The organism is Oceanospirillum maris DSM 6286 (assembly GCF_000422865.1).
Classification (GTDB): domain Bacteria; phylum Pseudomonadota; class Gammaproteobacteria; order Pseudomonadales; family Halomonadaceae; genus Oceanospirillum; species Oceanospirillum maris.
Genome location: NZ_AUGW01000013.1, coordinates 25624 through 52584 on the forward strand (window position 1 = coordinate 25624; position 26961 = coordinate 52584).

23 protein-coding genes are annotated in these 26961 nt (G+C 45.3%); 12 read left to right on the top strand and 11 right to left on the bottom strand.

Going from position 1 to position 26961, the window contains the following annotated elements:
• Window positions 1-166 precede the first annotated feature (166 nt).
• From argH to G517_RS17960, 6 genes are all read left to right on the top strand, one after another.
• On the top strand, window positions 167-1594 hold the full coding sequence (gene argH / locus G517_RS0105700; protein ID WP_028303609.1) for an argininosuccinate lyase: 1428 nt from the start codon (window positions 167-169) through the stop codon (window positions 1592-1594).
• A gap of 2 nt (window positions 1595-1596) precedes the next feature.
• Entirely contained in the window at window positions 1597-1731 is a 135-nt protein-coding gene (gene lptM, locus G517_RS20440) for an LPS translocon maturation chaperone LptM (protein WP_084632082.1), read from the top strand.
• Window positions 1732-1845: 114 nt separating this feature from the next.
• Entirely contained in the window at window positions 1846-3099 is a 1254-nt protein-coding gene (lysA, locus tag G517_RS0105710; RefSeq protein ID WP_028303610.1) for a diaminopimelate decarboxylase, read from the top strand.
• Between the two features lie 105 nt (window positions 3100-3204).
• A complete protein-coding gene (dapF, locus tag G517_RS0105715) occupies window positions 3205-4035 on the top strand; it encodes a diaminopimelate epimerase (RefSeq protein WP_028303611.1) in 831 nt (276 codons plus the stop codon).
• The gene (locus tag G517_RS0105720; protein ID WP_028303612.1) at window positions 4032-4694 is read left to right on the top strand and encodes a DUF484 family protein; all 663 of its coding nucleotides are present in this window, start codon (window positions 4032-4034) and stop codon (window positions 4692-4694) included. The genes dapF and G517_RS0105720 overlap by 4 nt, the downstream gene beginning before the upstream one ends.
• Before the next feature lie 55 nt (window positions 4695-4749).
• Window positions 4750-5454, top strand: a complete 705-nt coding sequence (locus G517_RS17960) for an HAD family hydrolase (RefSeq protein WP_036590554.1) — start codon at window positions 4750-4752, stop codon at window positions 5452-5454.
• 82 nt (window positions 5455-5536) lie between these two features.
• Here G517_RS17960 and yihA read toward each other — a convergent pair whose 3' ends face one another.
• Entirely contained in the window at window positions 5537-6214 is a 678-nt protein-coding gene (gene yihA, locus G517_RS0105730) for a ribosome biogenesis GTP-binding protein YihA/YsxC (protein ID WP_051206166.1), read from the bottom strand.
• A 360-nt stretch (window positions 6215-6574) separates the two neighbouring features.
• Here yihA and G517_RS0105735 point away from each other — a divergent pair, with 360 nt between their 5' ends.
• The 5 genes from G517_RS0105735 to G517_RS21205 all read left to right on the top strand — a co-directional run bounded on the left by G517_RS0105735 (window position 6575) and on the right by G517_RS21205 (window position 10556).
• On the top strand, window positions 6575-7177 hold the full coding sequence (locus G517_RS0105735) for a c-type cytochrome (protein WP_028303614.1): 603 nt from the start codon (window positions 6575-6577) through the stop codon (window positions 7175-7177).
• Window positions 7178-7350: 173 nt separating this feature from the next.
• On the top strand, window positions 7351-7983 hold the full coding sequence (locus G517_RS0105740) for a thiol:disulfide interchange protein DsbA/DsbL (RefSeq protein WP_028303615.1): 633 nt from the start codon (window positions 7351-7353) through the stop codon (window positions 7981-7983).
• Window positions 7984-8317: 334 nt separating this feature from the next.
• The gene (locus G517_RS0105745) at window positions 8318-8875 is read left to right on the top strand and encodes a TRAP transporter small permease subunit (protein WP_036590557.1); all 558 of its coding nucleotides are present in this window, start codon (window positions 8318-8320) and stop codon (window positions 8873-8875) included.
• Complete coding sequence (locus tag G517_RS0105750; RefSeq protein WP_028303617.1) at window positions 8875-10269, top strand: TRAP transporter large permease; 1395 nt, start codon at window positions 8875-8877, stop codon at window positions 10267-10269. The genes G517_RS0105745 and G517_RS0105750 overlap by 1 nt, the downstream gene beginning before the upstream one ends.
• Window positions 10270-10421: 152 nt before the next feature.
• On the top strand, window positions 10422-10556 hold the full coding sequence (locus tag G517_RS21205; RefSeq protein ID WP_281167502.1) for a hypothetical protein: 135 nt from the start codon (window positions 10422-10424) through the stop codon (window positions 10554-10556).
• Between the two features lie 13 nt (window positions 10557-10569).
• On the opposite strand, the gene G517_RS0105760 is transcribed toward G517_RS21205, so the two are convergent.
• The 5 genes from G517_RS0105760 to lpxL all read right to left on the bottom strand — a co-directional run bounded on the left by G517_RS0105760 (window position 10570) and on the right by lpxL (window position 19176).
• Window positions 10570-12915 (bottom strand): DUF2357 domain-containing protein, encoded by a 2346-nt coding sequence (locus G517_RS0105760; RefSeq protein ID WP_028303618.1) that lies wholly within the window; start codon window positions 12913-12915, stop codon window positions 10570-10572.
• A gap of 36 nt (window positions 12916-12951) precedes the next feature.
• Window positions 12952-14679, bottom strand: a complete 1728-nt coding sequence (locus tag G517_RS0105765) for an McrB family protein (RefSeq protein WP_211224253.1) — start codon at window positions 14677-14679, stop codon at window positions 12952-12954.
• A gap of 5 nt (window positions 14680-14684) precedes the next feature.
• Window positions 14685-15938 (bottom strand): DNA cytosine methyltransferase, encoded by a 1254-nt coding sequence (locus G517_RS0105770; protein WP_028303620.1) that lies wholly within the window; start codon window positions 15936-15938, stop codon window positions 14685-14687.
• 531 nt (window positions 15939-16469) lie between these two features.
• The gene (gene ettA / locus G517_RS0105775; protein ID WP_028303621.1) at window positions 16470-18131 is read right to left on the bottom strand and encodes an energy-dependent translational throttle protein EttA; all 1662 of its coding nucleotides are present in this window, start codon (window positions 18129-18131) and stop codon (window positions 16470-16472) included.
• A 133-nt stretch (window positions 18132-18264) separates the two neighbouring features.
• Window positions 18265-19176, bottom strand: coding sequence for an LpxL/LpxP family Kdo(2)-lipid IV(A) lauroyl/palmitoleoyl acyltransferase (lpxL, locus tag G517_RS0105780; protein ID WP_028303622.1), 912 nt, complete (start codon window positions 19174-19176; stop codon window positions 18265-18267).
• Between the two features lie 297 nt (window positions 19177-19473).
• On the opposite strand from lpxL, the gene G517_RS20000 reads away from it, so the two are divergent.
• On the top strand, window positions 19474-20901 hold the full coding sequence (locus G517_RS20000) for a cache domain-containing protein (RefSeq protein WP_051206140.1): 1428 nt from the start codon (window positions 19474-19476) through the stop codon (window positions 20899-20901).
• Between the two features lie 89 nt (window positions 20902-20990).
• On the opposite strand, the gene fabI is transcribed toward G517_RS20000, so the two are convergent.
• The 5 genes from fabI to serA all read right to left on the bottom strand — a co-directional run bounded on the left by fabI (window position 20991) and on the right by serA (window position 26781).
• Window positions 20991-21758 carry an enoyl-ACP reductase FabI gene (gene fabI / locus G517_RS0105790; protein ID WP_028303623.1) on the bottom strand — a complete coding sequence of 256 codons (768 nt, stop codon included), beginning with the start codon at window positions 21756-21758 and terminating at the stop codon, window positions 20991-20993.
• Between the two features lie 174 nt (window positions 21759-21932).
• A complete protein-coding gene (gene olsF, locus G517_RS17970; protein ID WP_245543201.1) occupies window positions 21933-23813 on the bottom strand; it encodes a bifunctional ornithine lipid synthase OlsF in 1881 nt (626 codons plus the stop codon).
• Between the two features lie 88 nt (window positions 23814-23901).
• Window positions 23902-24555 carry a class I SAM-dependent methyltransferase gene (locus G517_RS0105800; protein WP_028303624.1) on the bottom strand — a complete coding sequence of 218 codons (654 nt, stop codon included), beginning with the start codon at window positions 24553-24555 and terminating at the stop codon, window positions 23902-23904.
• A gap of 107 nt (window positions 24556-24662) precedes the next feature.
• The gene (locus G517_RS0105805) at window positions 24663-25232 is read right to left on the bottom strand and encodes an LPP20 family lipoprotein (RefSeq protein ID WP_157833155.1); all 570 of its coding nucleotides are present in this window, start codon (window positions 25230-25232) and stop codon (window positions 24663-24665) included.
• 319 nt (window positions 25233-25551) lie between these two features.
• On the bottom strand, window positions 25552-26781 hold the full coding sequence (gene serA, locus G517_RS0105810; RefSeq protein ID WP_028303626.1) for a phosphoglycerate dehydrogenase: 1230 nt from the start codon (window positions 26779-26781) through the stop codon (window positions 25552-25554).
• Between the last annotated feature and the right edge of the window lie 180 nt (window positions 26782-26961).

Here is a 26961-nt window from a genome sequence, read left to right on the forward strand (position 1 = left end):
TTAGCAAATTTTATAGCATTTGAATCATGGAATTAAATGAAGGCGTCGCGCTATCTGTTTATAATACTGATAAAAGTTAGCTTAATTCTGTACCTGATAACCACTGAGGATAACCCTACAGTGTAGGATTGGGGGTTTAGCAGAGTTACCGGCATAAGGAATGACAATGAGCGTTAAGCAAGAGAACACAGAACAGTCGAACACCGAGTCTACCAACCAGCAATGGGGTGGTCGTTTCAATGAGCCAACGGATGCTTTTGTTGCTCGTTTTACTGCGTCGGTTGATTTTGATCAGCGTATGGCGAACCAAGATATTCAAGGCTCTATTGCCCATGCCAAGATGCTGGCTAAGGTTGGGGTTCTGACCGACGACGAGCGTGATCAGATTATCCAAGGTCTGACCGAGATTCGTGAAGAGATTGCCAACGGTGAATTCCAATGGTCTGTGGCGCTGGAAGATGTGCATATGAACATCGAGGCACGCTTAACGCAAAAGATTGGTATTACCGGTAAGAAACTGCATACGGGCCGCTCCCGTAATGATCAGGTTGCAACGGATATTCGTCTTTATTTGCGCGATGAAGTTGATGTGATTAGCGCTGAGTTGAGCCGTCTACAGAATGGCCTGTTAGGTTTGGCAGAAAAAGAAGCCGATACCATTATGCCGGGCTTTACCCATCTTCAGACTGCACAGCCAGTGACCTTTGGTCATCATCTGATGGCGTGGTTTGAGATGCTAAATCGTGACTATGAGCGTCTGCAGGATTGTCGTAAACGGATTAATATTTTGCCATTGGGCGCTGCGGCACTGGCGGGTACGACTTACCCGATCGACCGCCATATGACCACAGAACTGCTGGGCTTTGATCGCCCAACGGAAAACTCGCTGGATTCTGTCTCTGATCGTGATTTTGCCATTGAATTCTCTTCAGCGGCAAGCCTGATTATGATGCACTTGTCCCGTATGTCGGAAGAGTTGGTGCTGTGGACTTCAGCGCAGTTTAACTTTATCAATCTGCCGGATCGTTTCTGCACAGGCTCTTCTATTATGCCGCAGAAGAAAAATCCTGATGTGCCTGAGCTTGTACGGGGTAAGAGTGGCCGTGTGTTTGGTCATCTGTTTTCGTTGCTGACACTGATGAAATCTCAGCCGCTGGCTTATAACAAAGACAACCAAGAAGACAAAGAACCGATCTTTGATGTGGTTGATACCCTGCAAGGCTGTTTGCGTGCTTTTGCGGATATGATTCCTGCCATTGAGTCCCGCAAAGATAAGATGCGTGAGGCCGCTTTACGTGGTTTCTCCACCGCGACCGATCTGGCGGATTATCTCGTTCGCAAGGGTATTGCTTTCCGTGATTCCCATGAGATTGTGGGTAAGTCTGTGGCTTATGGCATTGAAACTGGCAAAGATTTGGGTGAGATGACGCTGGAAGAGCTGCAGCAGTTCTCCGACACCATCACCGATGATGTGTTTGAGGTATTGACGCTGGAAGGTTCTGTTAGTGCCCGTGATCATATTGGTGGTACTGCACCGGATCAGGTTCGTGCAGCGGTTCAACGTGGTCGTGCCGTACTGGCCGCCCGCGGCTAATCATGGGGCGTCAAATGAAAGCGATTCTGAGTGTGTGCCTATTGGCATTGGTTCTGGTGGGGTGTGGTCAAAAAGGCCCGCTTTATCTGCCAGAGCCAGAGCCTGCTTCTGTTCCTGCAGTAATGCAGATCCCTTAAGCTTGCACAGAATGAGTCACTCTCCTAGCGGCGATAAGTTTTGGTGATCGTCGCTGGGGAAGCCCAAATTTTTGGTATCAGGCGATGCCTGATACCCACTTCGGTGAGACAGTTATGGACTTTTTTAACTATCAAGGCGACACCCTATTTGCAGAAGATGTCGCGGTTAATCAGTTGGCCGAGCAGTATGGTACGCCGCTGTATGTTTATTCCCGTGCGACCCTTGAGCGCCACTATCGCGCCTATGATGATGCGTTGGCGGGACAGCCTCATTTAATCTGTTATGCGGTAAAAGCGAACTCTAATCTTGCCGTATTGAATGTGCTGGCCCGTTTAGGGGCTGGTTTCGATATCGTTTCTGTTGGTGAGTTGGAGCGTGTTTTAACCGCCGGTGGTGATCCTGCTAAGGTGATTTTCTCGGGTGTGGGCAAACAAGCCCATGAGATGCGTCGTGCGCTGGAAGTTGGTATTAAGTGCTTCAACGTTGAGTCGGAAGCTGAGTTAGATCGCTTAAACGATGTTGCGGAATCTATGGGTGTTCAGGCGACGGTTTCACTGCGGGTTAATCCTGATGTTGATGCTCAAACACATCCTTATATCTCTACCGGTTTAAAAGAGAATAAGTTTGGTATCTCTATTGATCGTGCGGAAGAGGTGTACCTGAAAGCCGATAGCCTGCCCAATTTAAAAGTTGAAGGTGTGGATTGTCATATTGGGTCTCAGTTGACTCAAAGTACGCCATTTTTAGATGCGCTAGATCGTCTGCTGAACCTTATTGCTCAATTGGCTGACAAAGGCATTAAGATCAAACACCTTGATCTAGGGGGGGGCTTGGGCGTGCGTTATGACAACGAAACCCCGCCAGAGCCTAGCGAGTACGCCACCAAAGTGCTGGAGCGTCTTGGGGATAGTGACCTCACCCTTATTATGGAGCCTGGCCGCTCTATTGCTGCCAACGCGGGTATTCTTGTGATGCGGGTTGAGTACCTAAAACCAACAGAGGCGAAGAATTTTGCCATTGTGGATGCGGCAATGAATGATCTGTTGCGCCCTTCTTTGTATAGCGCGTGGCAAGCGATTATTCCTGTGGTTCAGCCTGCAGCTGATGCGGTTAAGGCCCCTTATGATCTGGTTGGCCCTATCTGTGAAACTGGCGACTTTATCGGTAAAGATCGTGATTTGTCGCTAAAACAAGGTGATCTGCTAGCTGTACGCTCAGCGGGAGCCTATGGTTTTGCGATGTCATCAAACTACAACAGTCGTAATCGTGCCGCTGAAATTATGGTCGATGGTGAAAATAGTTTCTTGGTGCGTCGTCGTGAGACATTTGAACAGCAGATCGCCGGTGAAAATATTCTGCCAGCCTAATCGCGGCATGTGTTTTTAGGTGATCTGTGTTTGAAGTGATATCTAATCTTTAAGATGATGACTTATCAACAGGGTGGCTCGCTGCCCTGTGGGAGACCGAGCAAAATGCTGTTGAAATTTACCAAGATGCACGGCCTAGGCAACGACTTTATGGTGGTTGATTTGGTCTCGCAGCGAGCAAAGATTTTCCCTGATCAAGTGCGAGAACTAGCTGATCGTAACTTTGGTATCGGCTTTGATCAGTTATTAGTTGTAGAGCCGCCAACGGACCCTGATATGGATTTCCGTTATCGCATTTTTAATGCAGATGGTAGTGAGGTTGAACAGTGTGGCAACGGGGCCCGCTGTTTTGCGCGTTTTGTTTATGATAAACGCCTGACCAGCAAGAAAACGATCAATGTTGAAACCAGCGGTGGCAATATCCAACTGAATCTAACCGATGATGGTGGAGTTACTGTTGATATGGGTGAGCCGCGCTTGGTGCCGGAAGCCATCCCTTTTATGGCGGAGCAGCAAGCAGCCCAGTATTCACTCAACGTTGATGGTGATATTCATACCATTGGTGCGGTATCTATGGGGAATCCTCATGCGGTATTGGTGGTGGATGATATCGATACGGCAGCGGTTGAACAGCTGGGACCTAAGATCGAAAGCCACCCTAACTTCCCCAATCGCGTTAATGTTGGCTTTATGCAGGTATTAAGCCGAGACAAGGTACGCTTACGGGTTTACGAGCGAGGTGCTGGCGAAACGCTAGCCTGTGGAACGGGAGCTTGTGCTGCTGTTGTTGCAGGTCGGTTACAAGGGTTACTAAATGAAGTGGTAGAGGTACACCTTCCTGGTGGTACACTAAAAATTCGTTGGTCGGGTAACGGTGAGCCAGTCATGATGACCGGCCCCGCGACACGGATTTTTGAAGGACAAATCTATCTATGATCGATGCTCAGGCTGTTGCTGACTATCTGAAAACACACCCAGATTTCTTCCAGAAACATAGCGATTTACTGCTGGAGTTAAGTCTGCCTCACGCCAGCGGTAAAGCGGTATCTCTGCTGGAGCGCCAAATGTTGCTGATGCGAGAGCGCCTAGCGGATCGTGAGGATCATCTTGAAGATCTACTTGATACCGCCCGCCATAATGACATGCAGTTGTCACGGGTACGGCGTTTGGTTTTAGCTCTGCTAGAAGCCGATGATCTTAATGATCTGGTGGTGACGCTTTCAGAGCAGCTTCGCAACAGTTTTGGCACCAGTCACAGTCGCTTAGTTTTGGTTGATTATGGCAGTGCAGATACGGTCAACACCTCTCAACTGGTGACTCAAGCTGATAACGGCCTAACGGCCTTGATTCAAGCGCTATTGCAACGTAGTCGTACTTTTTGTGGGGAAGTGACAGCGGAGCAACTTGAGCACTTGTTTGAATTTGGCATGGTGTCTGATGGCTCGGTGGCGGTGATTCCTCTTAGCCAAGATGACATAAAAGGTTATCTGCTGTTGGGCAGTGAGAATCCAGATTATTTTCGAGCAGAGATGGGAACTGAATTTGCTGCTTATGTGGCGGATGTTGTCGCCCGACTCTTGCATCATCTGCGTTAACTCTTTCGTCATCACCCCTCGACCGTGCTGGTTTATATCATCTAAAAGGAAACGTATGGCGATTAAAGCGGTCGTGTTTGATCTGGACGATACCCTTTGGGATGTAAATCCCGTTATCGTTAAGGCTGAGAATGCCCATTACCGTTGGCTGAATCAACAGGCTCCTTTGCTAACGGCTCGTTTTACTGAGGGCGAGCTGCGAGGCTATCGTATGAGCTTGGCGCGACGCCACCCTGAGCTTATGCACTTTGTTACCCGCTCTAGAATGCGAGCTATGGATGAGTGTTTACGTTTATCCGGCTACAGCTCGGAACAAGCCGCTTACTTGGCCGAGCACGCTTTTGCTGTGTTTTGGCAGCATCGCAACCAAATTGAACCCTTTCCCTATGCCTTTGAAGCTTTAGAAGGCTTAAAGCGTGACTATATTATCGGGGCGCTAAGTAATGGTAATGCGGATGTTAGCCAAACGGTATTGGCGGAGTGGTTCGATTTTGCTTTTAGTGCCGAGGGATTATCCGTTGCAAAGCCTGATCCAAAAGCGTTTCAAGCGGTATTAAACCACCTAGACTGCCACCCGGAAGAGATTATCTTTGTGGGCGACAACCCAGAGCATGATATCGATGGGGCTCATCAGATGGGGATGAAAACGCTGTGGGTTCAGGTTAAGCCTTTAGCGACGCAACCGAAGCATTTTGATGCTCGTATCGATTCCTTAAGCCAGCTGCATAAAGCCGTTGAACGTTTAGCGGGATACATTTAGTGAGATAAAAGGGCAAAGTTTTTTGCTGGATAATAGACAAAAAAGCCAAAGCTGAGCTTTGGCTTCTTTTTGTCTTATGGATCTATTCGATCGGCTCAATTGGTGCTAGTTCCAGCCACTGATCCAGTTTTTGGCGCAGTTGGGGTATACCATCTTTTTTCAAGGCCGAGAAATTTTGCACGCTAACCAGATCTTCCCAATCTTTTAAGGCCTCTTTAACGTCTAATAGCGCTTTTTTTGCCGCGCCTTTTTTCAGTTTGTCAGCTTTGGTTAACAGAATATGGACAGGTTTGTTCACCTTGTCGGCCCATTCCAGCATCATTTGGTCAAATTCGGTCAGTGGATGACGAATATCCATTACCAGAACGATACCGCGCAGAGCCTGACGGTTTAGCAAATACTCAGAGAGGTGGCGCTGCCACTCTAATTTAACTTTTTCGGGTACCTTGGCGTAACCGTAACCGGGCAGATCTACTAGTTTTTGATCTGTGCCGTTGTGCAGACCAAAAAAGTTGATAAGCTGCGTACGTCCCGGGGTTTTACTGGTTCGAGCTAACCGCGAGTTTAACGTTAGAGTGTTAATCGAACTGGACTTACCTGCATTAGAACGACCGGCAAAGGCGACCTCTGTTCCAAAGTCAGGGGGGCACTGTGCTAGCGTCGGCGCACTGATCATAAAACTAGCAGTTTGATAGTTTAATTTAGGTGCATGAGTAGCGGCTAAATTCGAGATTTGGTCTTGGCTTGATGATTCAGTCATGGCGTATTCAACTAATGGGGCAAAAGACAGGTTATATGGGGCGTTCACGTTTCCCTTCGGATTAGTATATAATGCCACCACTTTTTAGATGGTAGTGTACCATTCCGGTTGATTTGGCACGAACTTAAACGTCTGTTGCTACAATTAAACGTCTGTTGCTACCAGCGGGCGTGTAAATCAATCTGGCGCTGCCAAGGCTTTCCGGCAGAAGCCTCGCAGGGTTTCGGTCTGACAGAGCAGTAATGCGTTGATGAGGGTGCATTTGATGAGAATGTAACCCCTCATAAAAAAGCGCTGAACTCTGGTAAGTCTCAGGAAAATAACAGTAATCAACTTAAAATTGGCAAGATTGGATTAGCGATGAAGAAATTACTGGTAAGTCTGGCAGTTACTCTTAGCCTAGTAAGCTTTGCACACGCCGCAGGCGATGCGAAAGCTGGGGAAGCAAAAGCGGCAATTTGTGCAGCTTGTCACAGCGGTAACGGTATCGCGATGATTCCTAATTACCCAAGTCTGGCAGGCCAGCATGAAAGCTATCTGGCAAAACAGATTATGAATATCCGCGATGGTGCACGTAAAGTTCCTGAAATGACAGGAATGGTGACAGCATTTACGGATCAAGATGCTCAGGATGTTGCCGCTTACTTTGCAGCTAAGCCTAAGAATCTAGGTCAAGTTGACCCTGCTATGTTAGAGCGTGGTCAAGAGCTGTATCGTGCTGGTGACATGGCAAAAGGCATTCCAGCCTGTACTGCTTGTCACTCACCTACAGGCATGGGTAATGCTCAAGCTAAATATCCAGTGTTAAGCGGTCAAAATCCAGCTTACACTGAATCAGCGCTGAAGAAATTCCGCGATGCTGAGCGTGCAAATGATCCTAATAATATGATGCGCGCTATCGCTGCAAAAATGAGCGATAAAGACATGAAAGCTGTATCTAACTATGTATTTGGCTTGAACTAAATACACGTTATAAAGAAAGGGCCCTTGGGCCCTTTTTTTGTGTCTGCTATTTATATCAGCGGTCTCTTATCTCTTGCTTCAAGGGAACTTTAAGCGAGTTCAGGCGTATAGTAAGTTATCGTTGAATGATCTGCGTGACGCAAATACTCCCCCGTTTATACAGGACTGAACCCATGATAAAAAAACTGATTCAGCATATTGGTGCTTTGATGCTAATGGCTGTAATGAGCACTGCAGCACAGGCAGCAGATTTTAAAGAAGGTGTACATTATATAAAACTGGCCACGCCTGTGGCGGTATCTGAGCCGGGTAAAATCGAAGTTGCTGAACTGTTCTGGTATGGCTGTGGCCACTGCTTTGAGTTTGAGCCCTACATCGCCCCTTGGAGTGAAAAGCTTCCTAGTGATGTTCGTTTTGAACGAGTGCCCGCAACGTTTAGCAAGCCATGGCAGACCCATGCAACGGGGTTCTATGCGGCAGAAGCATTGGGTATTGGTAAAACGCTACACAGTGACTTTTTCAACCGTATCCACCGTCAAGGCCAGCGTCTGTCGAACACTGACAGCCTTGCTAAGTTTTTCTCGGAATATGGTGTAACGGAAGATCAAGCTGAGAAAGCACTGAAATCTTTCGGTGTGAAATCTAAAGTGAATCAGGCTGGCGCGCGTATTCGTGGTTATCAAGCGATGGGTGTTCCTGCGCTAGTGGTTAACGGAAAATACCGCATTGATACCAGCACGGCAGGTAGCTGGGCAAATATGCTAAAAATTGCAGAGTACTTGATTGAAGAAGAACGTAAGGGATAATTTCTTACGGTTGCCACTTTTCTATATCGTGTTATTGCGCCAAAGAAGCCGACCTTAGGGTCGGCTTTTTTGCGTCTAAAAAGAGCCAAAATAGCGGATTGATAAGGCTTAAAGTACGGCCTGTTACGTAAATAGGATTGAACGGATTGTTTGAATCCAAACATTACAAAAATGGCTGTTTGAAAACTTTTATCAGACAGAGAGTAAAGAGTATGATTGAGACGCTACTGCATAGGCTGAGCGACTGGTCTAGCAAACAAACATAAGCGCATTGCTCTAAAGACTGCGCACATAAAAAAACTTCGCTAATAACTAAATAAAAAAGAGGTCGACCATGACAAATGGTTCTGGAACTCTAGGGCGGCTGATCAACAAAATTGATGCTGTGACAGAGTTTGTTGGACGATCTATCTCTTGGCTTACCCTGGTCATGATGATCGTTATGTTTGCGGTTGTAATACTGCGCTATCTATTTAACTCCGGTTCTATTGCGATGCAAGAATCGGTCATGTACCTGCATGCGACCGTCTTTATGATGGCAGCGGGTTATACCCTGAAACATGATGGGCACGTTCGTGTGGATATCTTTTATCGTGAGATGTCACCGCAACGTAAAGCCATGGTAGATTTCTTTGGCTCCATTTTTCTCCTTATACCCGTGATGATCTTTATGGGCATGATGAGCTGGCAGTATGTGATGAACTCTTGGCATGTTATGGAATCCTCGCCAGAGGCTGGTGGTATTCCCGGCGTTTACCTATTGAAAACACTGATTATTGCGATGGTTGCGCTGATGCTATTACAGGCAATTGCCGAAGCTTTACGTAACCTCTTGCTGCTGATGGGTAAAGGCTCCTCGGTAGAGCATCATGTTAACGAGGAGAAAGTCTAGTGATTGAGTTCCTACCTCTATTCCTGTTTGCTGCCGTTTGTGTTGTGTTGATGTTCGGCTACCCTGTTGCGCTGTCGCTGGCTGGTACCGCTCTGGTTTTTGCCGGTGGCGGCATGGCCTTTGGCGTATTTGATATGGCTTTTCTGCAGGCTTTCCCAAATCGTCTATACGGCATTATGACCAACCAAACTTTAATCGCCGTCCCCTTATTTGTCTTGATGGGCGTGCTGTTAGAAAAATCTAAGGTGGCCGAAAACCTATTAGATGCAATGGCGCTGTTGTTTGGCTCTATGCGCGGCGGCTTAGGCATCTCCGTTGTTGTTGTTGGTATGCTGCTTGCCGCCAGTACCGGCATCGTTGGTGCAACGGTTGTTACCATGGGTTTGATCTCGCTGCCAACCATGCTAAAACGGGGCTACTCACCGTCATTGGCAACCGGTGCCATCTGCGCAACCGGTACTCTGGGTCAGATTATCCCGCCCTCTATCGCCCTAGTATTGCTAGGTGACGTGCTGTCCAGCGCGTACCAGCAAGCCCAGCTGAATATGGGTATCTTTAGCCCAAAAACAGTCTCCGTTGGTGATCTATTTGTTGGCGCTATGATTCCAGGCTTGTTGCTGGTCGCAGCTTATATCACTTATATGGTCTTGGTTGCTTGGTTAAAACCAGACGCAGCACCTGCGGTGAGCCGTGAGCAGATTCAAGCGGATCGACATGTTCAAGAACCCTTGATGGTTATTCTTCTGAAGGGTTTAGTACCGCCGATTATCCTAATTGTAGCCGTGCTAGGTTCCATTCTTACTGGTGCAGCTACGCCAACCGAAGCGGCGGGAGTTGGTGCTTTTGGTGCTGTGCTGTTAGCGGCGATGCAAAAGCAATTGAGTCTTAAAATGCTGGGTGAAGTCGTACGCTCAACGACCAATGTCACCTCGATGGTGTTTCTGATTCTTATCGGCGCGTCTATCTTCTCGCTGGTGTTCCGTGGTTTTGGTGGTGAAGAACTGATCCATCATTGGTTTGAACGTATGCCAGGTGGCGTCGTGGGGGCCATGATGATCGTCATGCTGGTGATGTTCTTACTGGGCTTTATCCTCGACTTTATCGAAATTACCTTTGTAGTCGTGCCGATTGTCGCCCCAGTACTCATGATGATGGGCTTAGATCCTGTCTGGCTGGGTATCATGATGGCGATCAACCTACAGACCTCCTTCCTGACGCCGCCGTTTGGTTTCGCCCTCTTCTATCTCAGGGGCGTGGCACCACCTTCGGTACCAACCTCCGCTATTTATAAAGGCGTGATTCCGTTTATTCTGATTCAGCTCTCGATGCTACTGGCACTGACCCTCTGGCCGGAATTAGCAACATGGCTGCCAAGCGTGGTTTATGGTGATTAATCACTGAATAGCTGATCTACAAAACCCCAGTTGCTGAAGAGTGGCTGGGTTTTTTTTCTTGGTCTGATGCCCTAATCAAGACCGGCAATTTTTTTCGCTTTTAACGGCACAGTTTTTGCTAATTATAGATATATATTAAAAGGAGATAGACTATGGACTTGGTAAATATATCTAATAGACCTGAATCACCTGTTATCGTTAGAACAAGGAAAAACAATGATGGTAAAGAAATTAAACAGTTTCAGATTAACCCTTCAATGGTTAAGAATAATCCAACAGCAGCTTGAGCAACGCATTTTTTTACCAAATAGAACTCAGATCCTTGTATAGTTCTAGGTCGCCTTGAATATCACTCCAGTGCGAAACCTCTGGCAAACGCTCAGCTTTTATGAGTTTGAAGTTAAAGTGTTCTTCGTAAGGCTTTTTAATTGCGTTGCTTAAGCGCACTGGCCTACCGGAAAACTCAAAGACCCAGTATTTTTCGATAGCGTCACTATCTTTTCCTGTTATTTCCTTATTAATGTCACGCCTCGGCAAAAGCTTCACGCTAGCGACTGAATACAAGTATTGTCCTAATTGCTCCTTATCTTGATCACTGTCACGGACTGTGAGTACAAGATAACGTATTTCACGCACAATGTTTCTGTGTACATTTTGACGATTAGTCGCGATAAGTCTTGTGTGATAACCTTTTAAATGACCTGTTTTAGCTTTTTCCAAATACTCTTGGTCACGATCAAGTTCATTCACTGGCGCCACGAATGTCAAACCGTAGTATCTAGACACATTGACGCCATAAGGAGCAATACGGGCAGAATCTTCAACAAAATGATAATCATATGACGAAGATTTTTTGTATCCCAAAGCCTCCCGAGTTTTACCAAGCTTCTGAGCTAAATATTCTTTTATCCAATAATTATTAGAATCTTGATTGCCCTCACTTGGCAATAGTGGAAATGCGCCAATACCAATTTCCTTGATAGCTTCGGTATAAGGATTTTGTTCAGATTTTTGATTTGGAAAAAAACCTGGATATAAAGCAAATGCGCCAAGAACGGGTCGACTTTTCATTGGTGACTCATGTTCAAAAAGTCGTTGGTGAATAATCGCATCTCGGTATCTATGCATCTGATTAATAGCATCTTCAGGTACGGCATCTTTTTCACCAAACTGCGTAGTGTCTATACGATACTTTGCATCAAACAAAATAAAGAATGCTTCTCCATTTTCCAATGTGACACGAAGCACAATGTCAGGTCGATGGTTTGCAAGCCAAGTTCGATTAGCGGAACCTCTAGGCGTAAATGAAGGTTCATGGGCAAGCTCTATCTGCATTCCATCACTTTTATGTTGATATACGAAAGCGGCAGCCATCTCGTCCTTTGGAAATTGTTTTTCAAACTGCACTTGTTTAAGGTGACTAAGGGTTTTAGTTTGTTGTATAAAGCCCAAAGACTCAATAATCGACTTCACCTCTAAGAAACACCAAATCTCATAAATATCCGCTACAGACTTCATGGATAATTGGCTTTCTCCTAGGCTTCCATTTAAGTAGTATTTTAATTGCTGCCAGACTTTATAAACCTTTGAATAACCAGCAGCTTCTTGCAGCACTTTAGATTCAGTATATTGCCCTTTAAAATCACCAACCTCTTGCCATAACGGGTGCTTTGCATACCGTCCAACTTGATCACGCCATACTTCTAAATTTTTAAGAAAAGAGCTGGATACTCTTGAATCATTGTCTGCACGAATACTTAAAAGTATCTGAGATAAGTTCGCTTTGGTTTTCACAATAACCATTTTAATACAGCGGTTTTCTGGGGTGTCAAGATTCAAGCGCTGCTTTTTGATAGTCAGCCGAGATGAACGTTTTGATGCTATCAACTCTTTTGCTTTCTGCTCCTGTTTCGCTCCTAGTCTTTTATTTATTCTTTCTAGTTTTTGCTGAAAAATATAAGACTGTAAGCGATTATGCGGAGCATTTAATACCCTTTTAACACCTTGATTAAACTCGGCAACTAAACGCTCAAATTGCGCTAACCAAAAGAGTTCAAATTTCTCGGGTTGTCTAGATGATCTGCCTTGAGTATGAGTTGTTTTACCACTAATGGCATATCGCCACAGCGGATAAACACGATCAATTTCTTGGTTCATAATGCTCAGATCTAGAGCTTGTATCATTTTTGTCGCAAAAACTGTAAAAGCTACTGATACAGATTGCTGAACCCCATTAATACTGTATTGGATTTCAAAACGACATAATCCAACATCATTGCCGAAGTTAATCGCTGCATTCAGTGATTTTCGTTTGGGGTGAGAAGAAAAGCTTTGATCAAGCAAAGCATACTTGTGATTGACGGAAAAAGAGTCTTTATCAACATGGTCATTAAACTCAATTTCAAACCAATACTGTCGGTTTTCAAAAAAGAACGGTTGAATATGTGGTGGACCCACAATATCAGAACGAGGAAACATTGGCTGAGAACCAACCAACACAAGCATCTCATTATATTTCGGTAGCTCTACAGACCGTGATAAATAAGTCCTTTTTAGTTTATTCCTAGGGGGATCTAAGCTATCTGTAGATACATGAATCTCAAAGTCATTATGTTCATAGCTCAACAATTCAGTATTTTTAGCCATGTTCCATTACCGCCAAAGTATCAAAGTTCCGTTTATTTAAGGCCAAAAAGATGTAAAGCCACGAACAAGTTGATTATTCATCCAATTTAGTTTTTTCTTAGAACGACAAGCTATCGTTATTGTTTCACCTGCAGGCTTTACTTTTTCACGGTATAAATCCGGTCGTCCGTTTTCCCAAGCCCCAGCCAACTGTTGTTCTAATACTTTTAGTAGCTCTTCTAAAATATTATTTTCGATATGGCCAACCAATTTATCTTCATCTCCTTCGATTCGTGGTAATACCTTACACATCATAAAATCGTCCCACACGGCTTTCAGAGTCAAGTCATCTTGTGGTTGGCTACTGGCAACGGCAAGGAGTAATTCATTCAATGCACGATAAGCCAGTTCAAAAGGTGTGTTTTTCAACACTGCGTTAACTGCCGTTAAAAAACCTACCGTTTTCGAGCCATCAGTATCAAAGGTATCGGCTAAATCCGCTTTACTGGCTTGTGACCAAATTGGGTAGCTCAGGCGTTTATTGCAACTGGTTGAGGTGAAAAATTCGTTAAAGTTATTAGGGAAAAACTCACCAAAATCAAAGCTCAGTGCACGGTCAATCACTTTACGTGAAAAGCCATGCGTGGTTTCATCCATGTTAACTGTGCCAGCTACTATTAGGTTAAATGGAATACCTAAGCCGTATTGGCAAATTAGTTTCCAAAGTTCATTATACTTACCGTCTTCAGCGCTACCAAAGCCTAGCGCTTCACGTAACTTGCCACTATTTGCCACTTCTTTAATGGCTGCAGGTTTTAACAATGCATCACTGCTGTAAGTAAAGCTTCCGTTTTCTTTCCAATTCCATTCGCGGGTTTCAAGTACCGATAAATAATCGGCAAAATACTGCTCGACAGGTGCAAGGTTCATTTCATCCAAACACAGCCAGTAAGGCAACACTTTCTCAAGCGCATCACGTTCACCTTTTACCACTAGGCGTTTGCCTAAATCTTCGCTATCTTGAACTTCAACGTTTAGGTTGTTATCAGCAATCGCACGCCATGCTTTGGCGATAAACTGCAATACATCAGTAGTGATATATTCGGCATTGCCGCCTTTTGCAAGACGCGATATATAGCCAAGCAAATCACTCGGCTCATGCCAGTCGGGGCGCACCGAGGTTAAACAATAGGTTTCAGCAAACTGTTTTGATGTTTTTGCCTGCTCGCGCACAAAACGGGTTTTACCTGTACCAGAGATGCCTGCGAGAAGGAGGAAGGGTTTGGAAAGTAGCTGCGCTTCTAACGGCTTTACTGCATTTGTTTTTCTTTTCTTTTTTGCATGTTCATTTGGTGAAAAAGATAAAGCTAAATTTTCTATTTTTTCTATCGTTACGTTTAGCGATTCAGAACTTAAGTCAATTACATTGTCGTCATAATCAGAAAAGTCTTGCTCAGCTGCCCAATTAATTATTTTAGAAAATGTAGTAAAGCATGGCTTCGTTTGAACCGTAATCATAGAATTAAGAATCAGGTCAGTGAAATACTTAGAGCCATTATCTCGCCATTCCTTTTCAACATAACGAGTCATCGAACTAAATTCTTTTAAATTAGACCTTATATCTTTTAGCCCACTCAAAATTGATTCTAAAGATAATGTAAACTCTTTAACGCTGCCACGCTGACCGCTATTTCTGAAATTTACAAAACCACCTAAACTCCCGAGACTACAAGGAAACTTAGACTGCCCTGAAACTGAATCGAAGTAAGTATTTAAATCTGTCATTTTTCCTATTCCATCAGTGAGCGTATTTGACGTGCAAGTGCATTAATCACGTTGACTGTAACGCTATTGCCGAATTGTTTATACGCTTGAACTTTTGAGCTACTAGCCTCAAACTCGTCTGGAAACCCCTGCAATCTAGCTGCTTCTCTAGGACTTATTTTCCTAGGATTCTTGCCTTTTTGCTCAATTAAAACTTCACTACCATCTTTATAATATCTTGCAGAAATAGTATTCGTATACGGAGATTCTTCAGTCACTAAGCCATACCCAAAACCTTTGCCATTAATCTTATTTTGAATCTTTCTACGCTGATGACCCTCCCATAACTTGTCGGAAATGGTTAGCTTAGGATCGGGATTTGATTCTAACTTGTCACCTACAGTTACTTCTGTTTGGATCGGCACTGGATACTCAAAGTGATCAATCTCGCCATCGCGCCATAGAACAATATAAATACGCTGCCTATTCTGAGGAATCCCAAAATCGACTGATTTCAGAACCATTTTTTTGGCTAAAGTTTGAATCTCTTTAATCGTTCCATGCTCAATAATTTCTTTTGGGATATTGCAGCTATAGCCAATATTGGTGAGGGTTTTGAGTATAACTTTTAGTGTGTGACCTTTATCGTGACTTATTAGGCCTTTTACATTTTCGAGTAAGGCAAATTTAGGCTTTTTTCTTTCCAAAATATTTGCAATATCGTGAAAAAGGGTTCCTCGAGTGTCGTCAATACCACGCTTTAAACCTGCATGAGAAAAGGGCTGACAAGGAAAACCTGCCAACAGCACATCATGTTCAGGGATTTCATTCGCAGGTATCTTTGTAATATCGCCAAAGGGTACTTCGCCATGATTATTTTTGTAGGTTTGTTGAGCGTGTTTATCAAATTCAGAAGAAAATACACAAACACCTCCATTTTGTTGAAAACCGAGTCGAACCCCACCGATCCCTGCAAATAAGTCGATAAAACGAAACTTAGCGTCAAAATCAGGCTTTAACTTTAGAGCTCCAAACACTTCATTAAAAAATGCATCTCGCGTTGTGTATAAACCTTTTTCTTGTAGCAGAGTTATTACATTTTCTTTGAGATTTTCAGGCTTGTCTAAATCAGGGTTACAGTAAAACTGGTTATCGGTTGCAATAGCATGTAGCCACTGATCAATTACCGCATCAACGTCACTGTCTTGTGGCACATGCTCAAGTGCTAAGGGCTTAATAATTTCTTCTGCTTGTAGAAGGACGTTGGTTCTATTGTTCATTATTCACTACTATTAGAAATTCTTGATGGATGACTTTAGGGCTAAGCATGGTTCTTGTGCTTTGCATTTCAAATAAATTGTACTTGCCCAATGTTTTAGTATTTTCGACACACTACTTACCGCACGCCCAGTAAGCGAGGCTAATTCGGTGACTGATTACGGCTCTTGCCCTGTATCACTTTTAATAGGTACTGGTTTTCTTTTAATAGCATATTGGCGACAAATTTAAGCGAGCAGAACCAAATATCGACAAGGTAATCAGGGGGCGAGAGTTTGACCTTTAATGCCGATCATGCAACGTGATTGTTTGGCATTTTTCAAAATGAGCCTCTCCCATGCTCTCTAAAATGTGATTTTTGGCTCGGTAGCCCCCTCGCCTACAGGGGGAAATGATAGAAAAATGTTCTCCCTTCATCGGCCGGCTTATTCAAAACCGCATAGCTTATGTCGGGAAATAAGAAAGCCGCCGATTCAGGCGGCTTTCGGTGTTAGGCGTTAATACACCGTTAAGCACCAATACGCTTGGCTCTTTTACGCATCAATACGCTTGTACTTCACACGCTTAGGCGCGTCTGAACCTACGCGTTTCTGGTGGTCGGCTTCGTACTCGGTGTAGTTGCCGGTGAAGAATTCCACTTTAGATTCACCTTCGTAAGCCATGATATGTGTGGCGATACGGTCAAGGAACCAGCGATCGTGGGAGATCACAAACGCACAACCTGGGAAGTTAAGTAGAGCTTCTTCCAGTGCGCGCAGGGTTTCGATATCCAGATCGTTGGATGGCTCATCGAGTAGCAGCACGTTGGCACCCTGTTTCAGGGTTTGTGCCAGATGCAGACGGCCACGCTCACCACCGGACAGATCTTTAACAAACTTCTGTTGGTCGTTGCCTTTAAAGTTAAAGCGACCGGCATAGGCGCGAGACGGTACTTGGTAACTACCAATGGTTAGAATATCTTGGCCGTCGGATAGGGCTTCCCAAACTGTCTTGGAACCGTCGAGATTTTCGCGGCTCTGGTTCACAAAGGCCAGTTTCACGGTTTCACCGATTTCCACGGTACCGGAATCCGGTTGTTCTTCACCAGCGATCATCTTGAACAGTGTCGATTTACCCGCACCGTTACCGCCTACGATACCGACGATGGCACCTTGAGGTACGCTAAAGCTTAGGTTGTCGACTAATAATTTGTCGCCAAAGGCTTTGGTAACACCTTCAAAGTTAACCACTTTGTCACCTAGACGAGGCCCAGGTGGAATGTAGATTTCGTTGGTTTCGTTACGGCTTTGGAATTCTTGAGATTGCATCTCTTCAAAGCGTGACAAACGCGCCTTACTTTTAGCATGGCGGCCTTTAGCGTTGGAGCGAACCCATTCAAGCTCAGATTTCATCGACTTTTGACGGGAGACTTCTTGCTTGGCTTCACGCTCAAGACGGGCTTCTTTCTGTTCTAGCCAGCTTGAGTAGTTGCCTTCCCACGGAATACCGTGGCCACGGTCAAGCTCTAGAATCCAGCCTGCAACGTTATCAAGGAAGTAGCGATCGTGGGTAATGGCCACAACAGTGCCGGCATATTCGTGCAGGAAGCGTTCTAGCCATGCTACAGATTCTGCATCCAAGTGGTTGGTTGGTTCGTCAAGCAGCAGCATATCTGGGCTAGATAGCAGTAAGCGACAAAGAGCCACACGACGGCGCTCACCACCGGACAGGTTGGCAACATTGGCTTCCCAGTCTGGCAGGCGCAGCGCTTCGGCAGCCACTTCCAGTTTGCGCTCTAGGTTGTGGGCGTCAGAGGCTTCGATAATATTTTCAAGACGGGCTTGCTCAGCGGCTAGCTTGTCAAAATCTGCATCTGGCTCAGCATAGGCATCATAAACAGCCGCTAGTTGAACCTGGGCATCTTTGATTTCGGATAGCGCTTCTTCAACCACTTCACGCACGTTTTTGCTGTTATCCAGCACGGGTTCCTGTGGTAGATAGCCGACATTAATACCCGGTTGTGCGCGGGCTTCGCCGTTATATTCGGTATCAACACCGGCCATAATACGTAGCAGGGTAGATTTACCTGCGCCGTTCAGACCGAGAACACCGATTTTTGCACCGGGGAAGAAGGATAGTGAGATGTCTTTTAGAATCTCTCGCTTCGGTGGGACAACTTTTCCCACTCGATTCATGGTGTAAACAAACTGTGCCATAGCAGCAAAATGCTCCTGGTAGTAATCTTGATAATTAGCGTTGGGCAAGGGTCTAGAAAAGACCCGAATGGGGCTTATGATACCTCAGGCAAGAAAATATAACGAAGCCAGCAAGATAATTCCGCCCTATCCCTTAGTAAAAGCCTGTCTCACCCTCGGGGCGCGTTTTAAAGCGTCGATGCATCCACATATATTGTTCTGGGTGCTGGCGAATAATGTTCTCGATGACGGTATTAATACGGCGGGCATCAGCTGCATCATCACCGGATGGAAAATGATCCAACGGGGGGAAATATTCCAGCTCGTAGCGGTTATCGGCTAGGCGACGAACGGCCAACGGCACGGCGGCACAGCCTGTCATTTTAACAAGGCGGGCGGTCATCTTGATTGAGGCAGCTTCAATACCAAAGAAAGGGGCGAAGACGCTGACTTTGCGGCCAAAATCTTGATCGGGAGAGTACCAGATCGCTCGCCCCTGTTTGATGCGCTTCAAGGCGCTTTTTAAATCATGGCGGTCAATCGCTTTACCGTAAATCTGCTGTCGAGAGCGCGTCATAATCCACTCAAAGACGGGGTTGTCGTGTTTGCGGTAAAAGGTATCAATGTCAAAGTAGAGCTTGTTGATGGCTCCGGCAAGATCAAGGGTGCTAAAGTGAATGCCGATAATAATAGCGCCTTTACCCTGATCGAGTGCCTTTTGTAGATGCTCAGCCCCCTTTATCTGGGTGATGGGGCGTAGATATTCAGGTCGGCGAAACCAGGCGGTTGCCGTTTCAAAAAGACCAATACCATTGGCTAGAAAAGTGTCTTTGACCAGCTTCTGTTGAGCTGTGATATCAAGCTCTGGAAAGCAGAGGCGGATATTAACCTCGGTAATATGACGACGACGTTTCGCCAAGCTAAAAATCAACCAGCCTAGCGCTCGACCTAACCCTCTTTTAATAGGCCAAGGCAAAAAAGCCACCAGCCAGATAAAAAAGAACCCCACCCAAGTTGGCCAAAATCTAGGATGCCAGAAGCTTTTTGGGTATTTGTTTTTAGCCATTAGAGTTCCTTAAGGGGCAGAGGCGGGCTATTTTAATGCGCCTCTTGCAAGGCGGCAAACTTAGGCGGTAAAGTTTTTGCTTAATAGGCTATTAGCGATCATGCTTGTTATCAATAACATGATATTTTATAGGGCTAATAGTTTAAGTGTCTGCGGGGTTAATAAAGTGAGCGTTTACTTGCTCGCTTGCAGCTTTAAAAGATGTATTAAGCTAGAATTAAGGTTCGTATAAAAAATTCACCTTAGTAGATTATCGCTCTTCAGGGATTAAAGGCGGTGCAACGGAGCTCTTTGTGCATGAAACGTACATCCATTTCTGTTCGTATCTGGTTTATTCTTGGCTTGTTCTCCTTAGGTCTATTGATTAATTCCTACCTTGAAACTACCAATACCCGAAATGCCGTTCAAAGCTGCTATGAAGATAATGTTCAGCATATTGTTGATGCGGCAAAAGGCATTATTCAGCACTATCATAGCCGCTATTTAGCTGGAGAACTTACCGAAGAAGAGGCTAAACGTCTCGCTTTAGAGGCCATTTCAGCGATAAGTTATGATAATGGCAATTATATCTTTATGGGTGACAACGAAGGCATCTCGATAAGCAACGGTATGAAGGAGCTTGTCGGTACTAATATTTTAGGTATGCAAGATCCAACGGGTCTGCCTCTTGTGCGAAATCTTTATGAGGTTGCTGTCAGTGGCGGTGGTTTTGTGGACTACCAATGGCCTGATACCGAGAATAAAAGTGAGCTACTACCCAAGACCAGTTATGCGGATTATTTTGAGCCTTGGCAGTGGACGATCGGTAGTGGTTTAAATATAGAATCGCTAAGACAAGATCTGCATGTCATTCAAGAGGCAAGCTGGATCAATTTGGTTCTTGTTATGTTGTCTGTTGGCTTGTTAGTGCTATTTTTTATACGCAGAGTGAACTTTCAGGTGAAGTCGGTTGTTGAAACCATACGAAAACTGGCCGGTGGCCAGGGTGATCTGCGTGAGCGTTTGCCGATTTCGGGCGGTGCAGAAATATCCGATGTTGCGACCTCATACAACCTGCTAGTCGCTAAGTTGGAAAATATGGCAGAACAAGTCCACCGAGAAGGCGATCGCTTTCTAACGGCCATGCAACGGATGCAGCCTCAATCTGATATTACGCTAATGGAGAAGCCGGAGCAGCTAACGCTGGATCATCTTCAGTCCATGATCTCGCAGATTTGCAATCAAGCAGAAGCTCTTGAACACGCCCATGAGAACCTGAAAGAGATGGCGGAGCAAGATCCTGCTACGGGGTTGCTCAGTCAGCAAGCTTTTAATCTTCGAACGGCAGAAAGAATCGCAGCGTTAGATCCGAATACCCCAAATACACTTGTTATATTGGCCTTTGATCAGGAGGCATTAACCCACCAGACTTTAACGGAGCGGGTGAGTATGGCCGCTGGTGTTTTACGTCATGGTTTGCCGGATCATGTGCTAGCGTGCCATGTTGCAGGCAAAGGGTTTGTTTACTGGTGCAGCTATACTGATGCCAGTGAAGGTATGCGTTTGGCGATGTCGTTGCAGCAACAGATGAGTCTTGGCGTTGACGGTGAGCGAGAACAAACGGTTAGCGTTGGGATGAGCGCAGTTCTTGGCGGTGGTAAAAGCTATGAGTTAATGTTCAGTGAAGCCGAGCGTGCCTTGATTCGAGCGCAAAAAGAAGGCGGTAATCGTGTTTACGAATACTAGATTGATGGCCTCTAGATTGATAGCCTTAGGGACTCGTTAGATAAAATAGCTAAAAAGGGCCGATTCGTTAAGAACGGCCCTTTTTTATTTTATGCCATGATGTGATGGCCAGCATCAACATAATGTACGCCACCGGTAACGGCAGAGGATAGAGAGCTGACTAAGAATGTTGCCATGTCTCCAACTTCTTCTGTGGTGCCTAAGCGATGAAGAGGGGATTGGCTCTTAGCGCTTTCAACCAGCGTATCAAATTGATCAATACCTGAAGCCGCACGAGTCATCATCGGGCCAGGGGATACACAGTTTACTCGAATGTTACTACCGCCTAGCTCTGAGGCAAGGTAACGAACAGAGCTTTCAAGAGAGGCTTTGATCGGCCCCATCATATTGTAATGATCGACTACTTTTTCCGCACCGTAGTAGCTCATGGTGATCAATGAACCGCCATCTTTCATTAAAGGCTCAGCCAGTTTCGCCATACGAATAAAAGAGTGGCAAGAGATATCCATCGCCTTGCAGAACCCTTCCGTTGTTGAATCAACCACACGACCATGAAGCTCATTAATAGGAGACCAAGCAATTGAGTGAATCACAAAATCAATTTGCCCCCACATCTCTTCTGCTGCTTTAAACAGCAATTCTAACTCACCTTGTTTAACGACGTTGCAAGGCATTAGAATTTTGGCATCAACAGCTTTTGCTAGAGGCTCTACAAAGGGTAACGCTTTCTCGTTTTGGTAGGTCATCGCAATTTCAGCACCTGCTTCATGCAGTGCTTTAGCACAGCCAAAAGCGATACTATGTTCATTAGCGACACCGACCACAATTCCTTTCTTACCCTTCAATGATAACGACATTTTCTTCTCCATAAGTGATTCTTTATTAAGCAATTAAAATGTTTGGTCTACGAGTGAATATATTGAATTTTTATGCCAAAACATTGACAGCAAAAAGACGTATTAGTGACATTTATTTTTATAGGGATATTATGTCTGATAAATTGTGCATGTGCGAAGTAAAGTCTGTAAAAACTAAAATAAGGGGTTACTTTTAGCGGAAAAATACTCTTTTTCACCACTAGGTGATTTTTCTAGCTCTTTTGATGGCGCTTGTGATAGCTCTGATGATAACCCTGTCGTGATATAGCGTTCCCGCTTCCTTGCTTTAATGTGATGGATATCGACCATAATGAGACCATCAACACAGTAGCCAAAATCTGCATCCACACTAAAGTCGAGAAACTCGATACCACCCAGTTCGCACAGCTCGCTGTATTGTTTATAAAGGGTGGGTACGGTTACGCCAAGATGATCCAGTTGCTCGCGCAGGATCTGAAAGTCACTTTGAAGATCATCACCGCTGAATAGTTGATACATCTGGCTGCGATCGGCGGCGCTTAACGTGTAAGGCGCATTGGCCTTAGCAAAGGACAGCGGGCTACCGTAATAGTGGTTGTAGTAGTGCACAATCAGATCTTTAGCTGCTTTAGGGTAGCTATTGCTTAGGCTGACTGGGCCAAACATATAGCGCACATCAGGGTGGTGCCTTAGGTACGCCCCAATTCCAAACCATAAATAATCAAGACTGCGCCTGCCCCAGTATTTTGGTTGAACAAAGCTTCGGCCTAACTCAATGCCTTGGGCTAGCTTTGGCGTTAACTCAGGGGATAGGGAAAACAAGGTGCTGCAATAAAGTGCTCCTTGGTCTTCTTGGTCAATGATTTTTGCTGCCTCTGCGATACGGTATGCACCTACAATATCCAGCTCATCCTCATCCCAGAGGATAATATGGCGGTAATAGTGATCATATTTATCCAGATCACGCTTTTCTCCACTGCCTTCCCCGACTCGACGGAAAGAGATCTCCCGTAGCCGACCTAGCTCTTTCATCACCACAGAATCTCTAAAGCTATCAAACAGGTAAATTTGCTTACCGTCTTTGGTTTCGCCAAGCAGTTTTGATTGCTTTAATTCGCGACGCAGAATGCGACGATCTTCTGGATGGGCAATGGATTTTTCGGTATTAAATAAGGGCTTTCGATCTTTGTTCAGGCGGTAAACGTGTTTTTTTAATAACTTGATCTTATCTCGATTCGACAACGAGCCAATATCCAGATGAGTAATAGGTATTAGCTGGCCAATGCGCACGGGCAAGGTCACTTTTTGCTGCTTAAACATCTCACGCATTAGCATCAAGGTGCCAATTGGCTTAGCCACCGATGACAGGCTATAAAAGAGCGATGAGTTCCGGCCACCTAAGTGAATTGGCAAAATCGAGCTATTGGTTTTGCGGGCAAAGTGCAAAAATCCACTCTGCCAGCGTCCATCTTTAATACCGGCAGGGCCTGCCCGAGACACTTCCCCTGCGGGAAAGATAATAACGGCCTCATCATTTTTTAACGCGTTGATAATTCGGGCGGTACTTTCTTTATAGCCCGTTTGGCTCATGTTATCCACAGGTAGTAATAACGGCTGCAGCGGTGTAAATTGCATCAGAATATCGTTGGCAACAACGCGTACATCTGGGCGCACGCTACGCACCAGTTTAAGCAGCGCTAAGCCATCAAGTGTACCGATCGGGTGGTTGGCAACAATAACAACGCGGCCTTCTGTCGGAATATTTTCCCGCTCATTTTCACTAATTGATAAGCTGAAATCAAAGTAATCTAAGACACGGTCAACAAACTCAGGGGCGCTGGCATCCTGATTAATATCCATAAAACGGTTAATTTCTTGCTCGCGAGATAACCAGCGTAAAAAGCGAAACAAACCACTTTTGAGGATAGGGTTCCGGCGAGAAATAGCAGGAAACTTGGCGTTAATAATCTTTTCGATATTAACGGTTTTTTCAATATGAACACGTCCAACATCATCGGATTTTTCAATATTGACTGCTTGCTCGGTATTAACCACAGGACCATCCTTTCAGGTTGATGCTTTGTGGCAACTTTAAGCAGATAAAGTGACAGCAAGCTGACCGTGCTGTGTCTGTTTTATGACTCTAAAACTGCTCTTCGCTAAGCTTTTGAAATAACACCACATCTTGATCAACAAATGTTAGTTCTAGAAGGTAGTGCTGGGCGATCCAGTGAAATGTTTGTTCACTAAAAAAGGTGATATGGGTCGGGTCATTTTTATAGTGCCAGCTTTGGAATGAGGTTTTATCCCGTACGCGTTTGGTCATAATGCCGAGCCATCCTTGGGGGTTGATGATGGCCAATAGCTGTTCTAATACTGTTTTGGGATTGGATAGGTGCTCGAACACCTCGGTGCTGGTGATAAAGTCATAGGGTTGCTTTAGCGCTTCTGGATGGTTGGCAAAATAGGGGTCGTAGACCGACATGTTATGGCCGGCTTCTTCAAACATTAGCGATAGTGTTGGCCCTGGCCCACAACCAAAATCCAGCCCCTGACTTGCCGGTTGTACTCTGTCCAAAATGGGCTGTGCCATGCGGTTGAGAAAGTGGCGATAACCTTGATCCTGTGGATTATTTTCATGCTGTTGGTATACGGCCTTTTCATCATCATGGTTAAGTTGTTGTGACTTATCCACAAACACTAGGTCGCATGTTTGGCACTGCCAATAGTCTCGTTTTTTGTCCTGATGGTAGTGATCGGCATAGGGCTCGTGGCATAAAGGGCAGGTGGCGGTCATACAAGGCCTTGTTTGAGTATAAAAAAACGGGCTACGTAAAAAGCCCGTTTTTTTGATCGGTAATTTGGATCTGCTGTTTAGCGCTTAAGGCGATAATCCAATCGCTGCTAGCGCAAAGATTGTTCTAGTTCTTCCTGTGCTTTGTAAGCTCGAAACTCTTCATACATCGCGCGTTCTGATGTTGGCGATAATGATGTATTTGCAGCTTTTAAGGCTTGTTCAAATACGGCTTTGGTTTCTTGCTGGCCAAAAGCAACCATGACACAGTATTGGCTTTTATCGTTAATTCTAAAATAGCCACTTTCTACGGCTTTTGTGCCGTTCAAGCTTTGTTCGGTAACCTGTTTGGATACACTTTCAAAAGTAGAGCCGGAGGTCATCTCTTGTTCGCTTTCGGTCACACGCTGATAGGTTTTATCCATCGCTTTAATACGGGTTTCAATCGATTGAGCGATCATGGCGCGAGCATTAGCGGTGGCGCGCTTTTTATCCAATGTCATATTGCCACTTGAAGAAACACAGGCGCTTTCTGCGATGCCGTCAGTGACAACCGGCTTATCGATCCAAGATGGATAGTTCCCTGACAGTATGGCTTCTTTCTCAGGTGAACCGCTGCAAGCCGCTAGGCCTAATGCTAAAGACAATGCTGAAAGTTTTAACCACGACGCTTTTTTCATCATTCCAGATCCTTTGATGACTTATTTCAATTGAGCACAGTTATAAAAATATTTAGAAATATAGGCTACAGGCAGATTAGCAAAAATCAAGATTATAGAACACCTACTATTAGATTAGATGTAGGTTGTATTAGATGTAGATTGTATTAGATGTAGGTTGAACACCGGTTATTAAGCGTAGGTTGGGCTCGGACTAATAAGATCAGATTGAGCACTGACCAAAAAGCCCGATCAATCCACAGAAAATATGGAGCGTCGGGCTTCTTTGTTCACCATTGCTAATTGTAAGCGTTAATAACGCTTAAAAGTGATGCTCCGTTTAGAACAGCACCCGTGCGCGAATGGTGTTTTTAACGGATAGTAGCGCCTGCAGTGCTTGCGGGCTGTATTCTTTTTCAACGTCAACAACCACATAACCTACTTTTTCGTTGGTCTGTAGGAACTGGCCAGAGATGTTAATACCGTTATCAGACAGCACTCTGTTGATTTCGGACATCACGCCTGGCACGTTCTCATGCAGGTGCAGCAAGCGGTGTTTGCCTGGGTGTGCAGGCAGAGCAACTTCTGGGAAGTTCACTGCGCTGGTGCTGGTGCCGTTGTCGCTGTACTTGATCAGTTTCTCAGATACTTCAACGCCGATATTCGCCTGCGCTTCCATGGTTGAGCCACCAACGTGAGGGGTTAGGATCACGTTGTCGAATTCACGTAGAGGTGAGACAAATTCGTCATCATTTGAGCGAGGCTCAACAGGGAATACGTCAATCGCAGCGCCTAGCAACTTACCACTACGCAAAACTTCTGTTAGCGCATCAATATCAACAACCGTACCGCGAGCTGCATTCAGGAAGATAGAACCTTGCTTCATTTCAGCAAACTGTTCAGGCCCCATCATCCACTTAGTCGCTTCGGTTTCAGGTACGTGCAGTGTCACAATATCCGCTGTGTTCAGCAGCTCTTTCATGCTGCCAACTTGGCTTGCGTTACCCATTGGTAATTTGGTGATCACATCAAAGTAGATCACGTTCATACCAAAAGCTTCAGCCAGAACTGACAGTTGAGAGCCGATGCTACCGTAGCCGACAATACCTAGGGTTTTACCGCGAATTTCGAAGGAGTTCTTTGCAGATTTCAGCCAGCCACCGCGATGGCTCACTGCATTCTTCTCGGGAACACCGCGCAACAGCATGATGGACTCAGCCAGAACCAACTCTGCTACAGAGCGTGTGTTGGAGTAAGGCGCGTTGAAGACTGCAATGCCACGAATCATGGCTGCGGTTAGATCAACTTGGTTGGTGCCGATACAGAAACAACCCACTGCAACCAGCTTCTCAGCAGCGTCGAAGACGGCTTCGGTTAGCTGGGTGCGGGAGCGAATACCGACAAAGTGGGCATCTTTGATCGATTCTTTAAGCTGTTCTTCTGGAAGTGAAGCCGCGTGATATTCGATATTGGTGTAACCCTCTGCTTTGAAGTTATCAACGGCAGATTGGTGTACACCTTCCAAAAGAAGAATTTTGATCTTGCTCTTGTCAAGAGACGTAGTAGCCATGGTGCTGGAACCCTCTAACGGTCACGGCAGGTCGCCGGTCTGAGAATAAGCTGAAGCGAACGTCTGTTGCAGATTCACACTATTAACACTGTTAACACGGGGTCTAAACATTTAACACAGGGGTTAACACTTAACACAGGATAACTGAGCCCTTACGGGGTGTTTCAAGATTTACCTCAA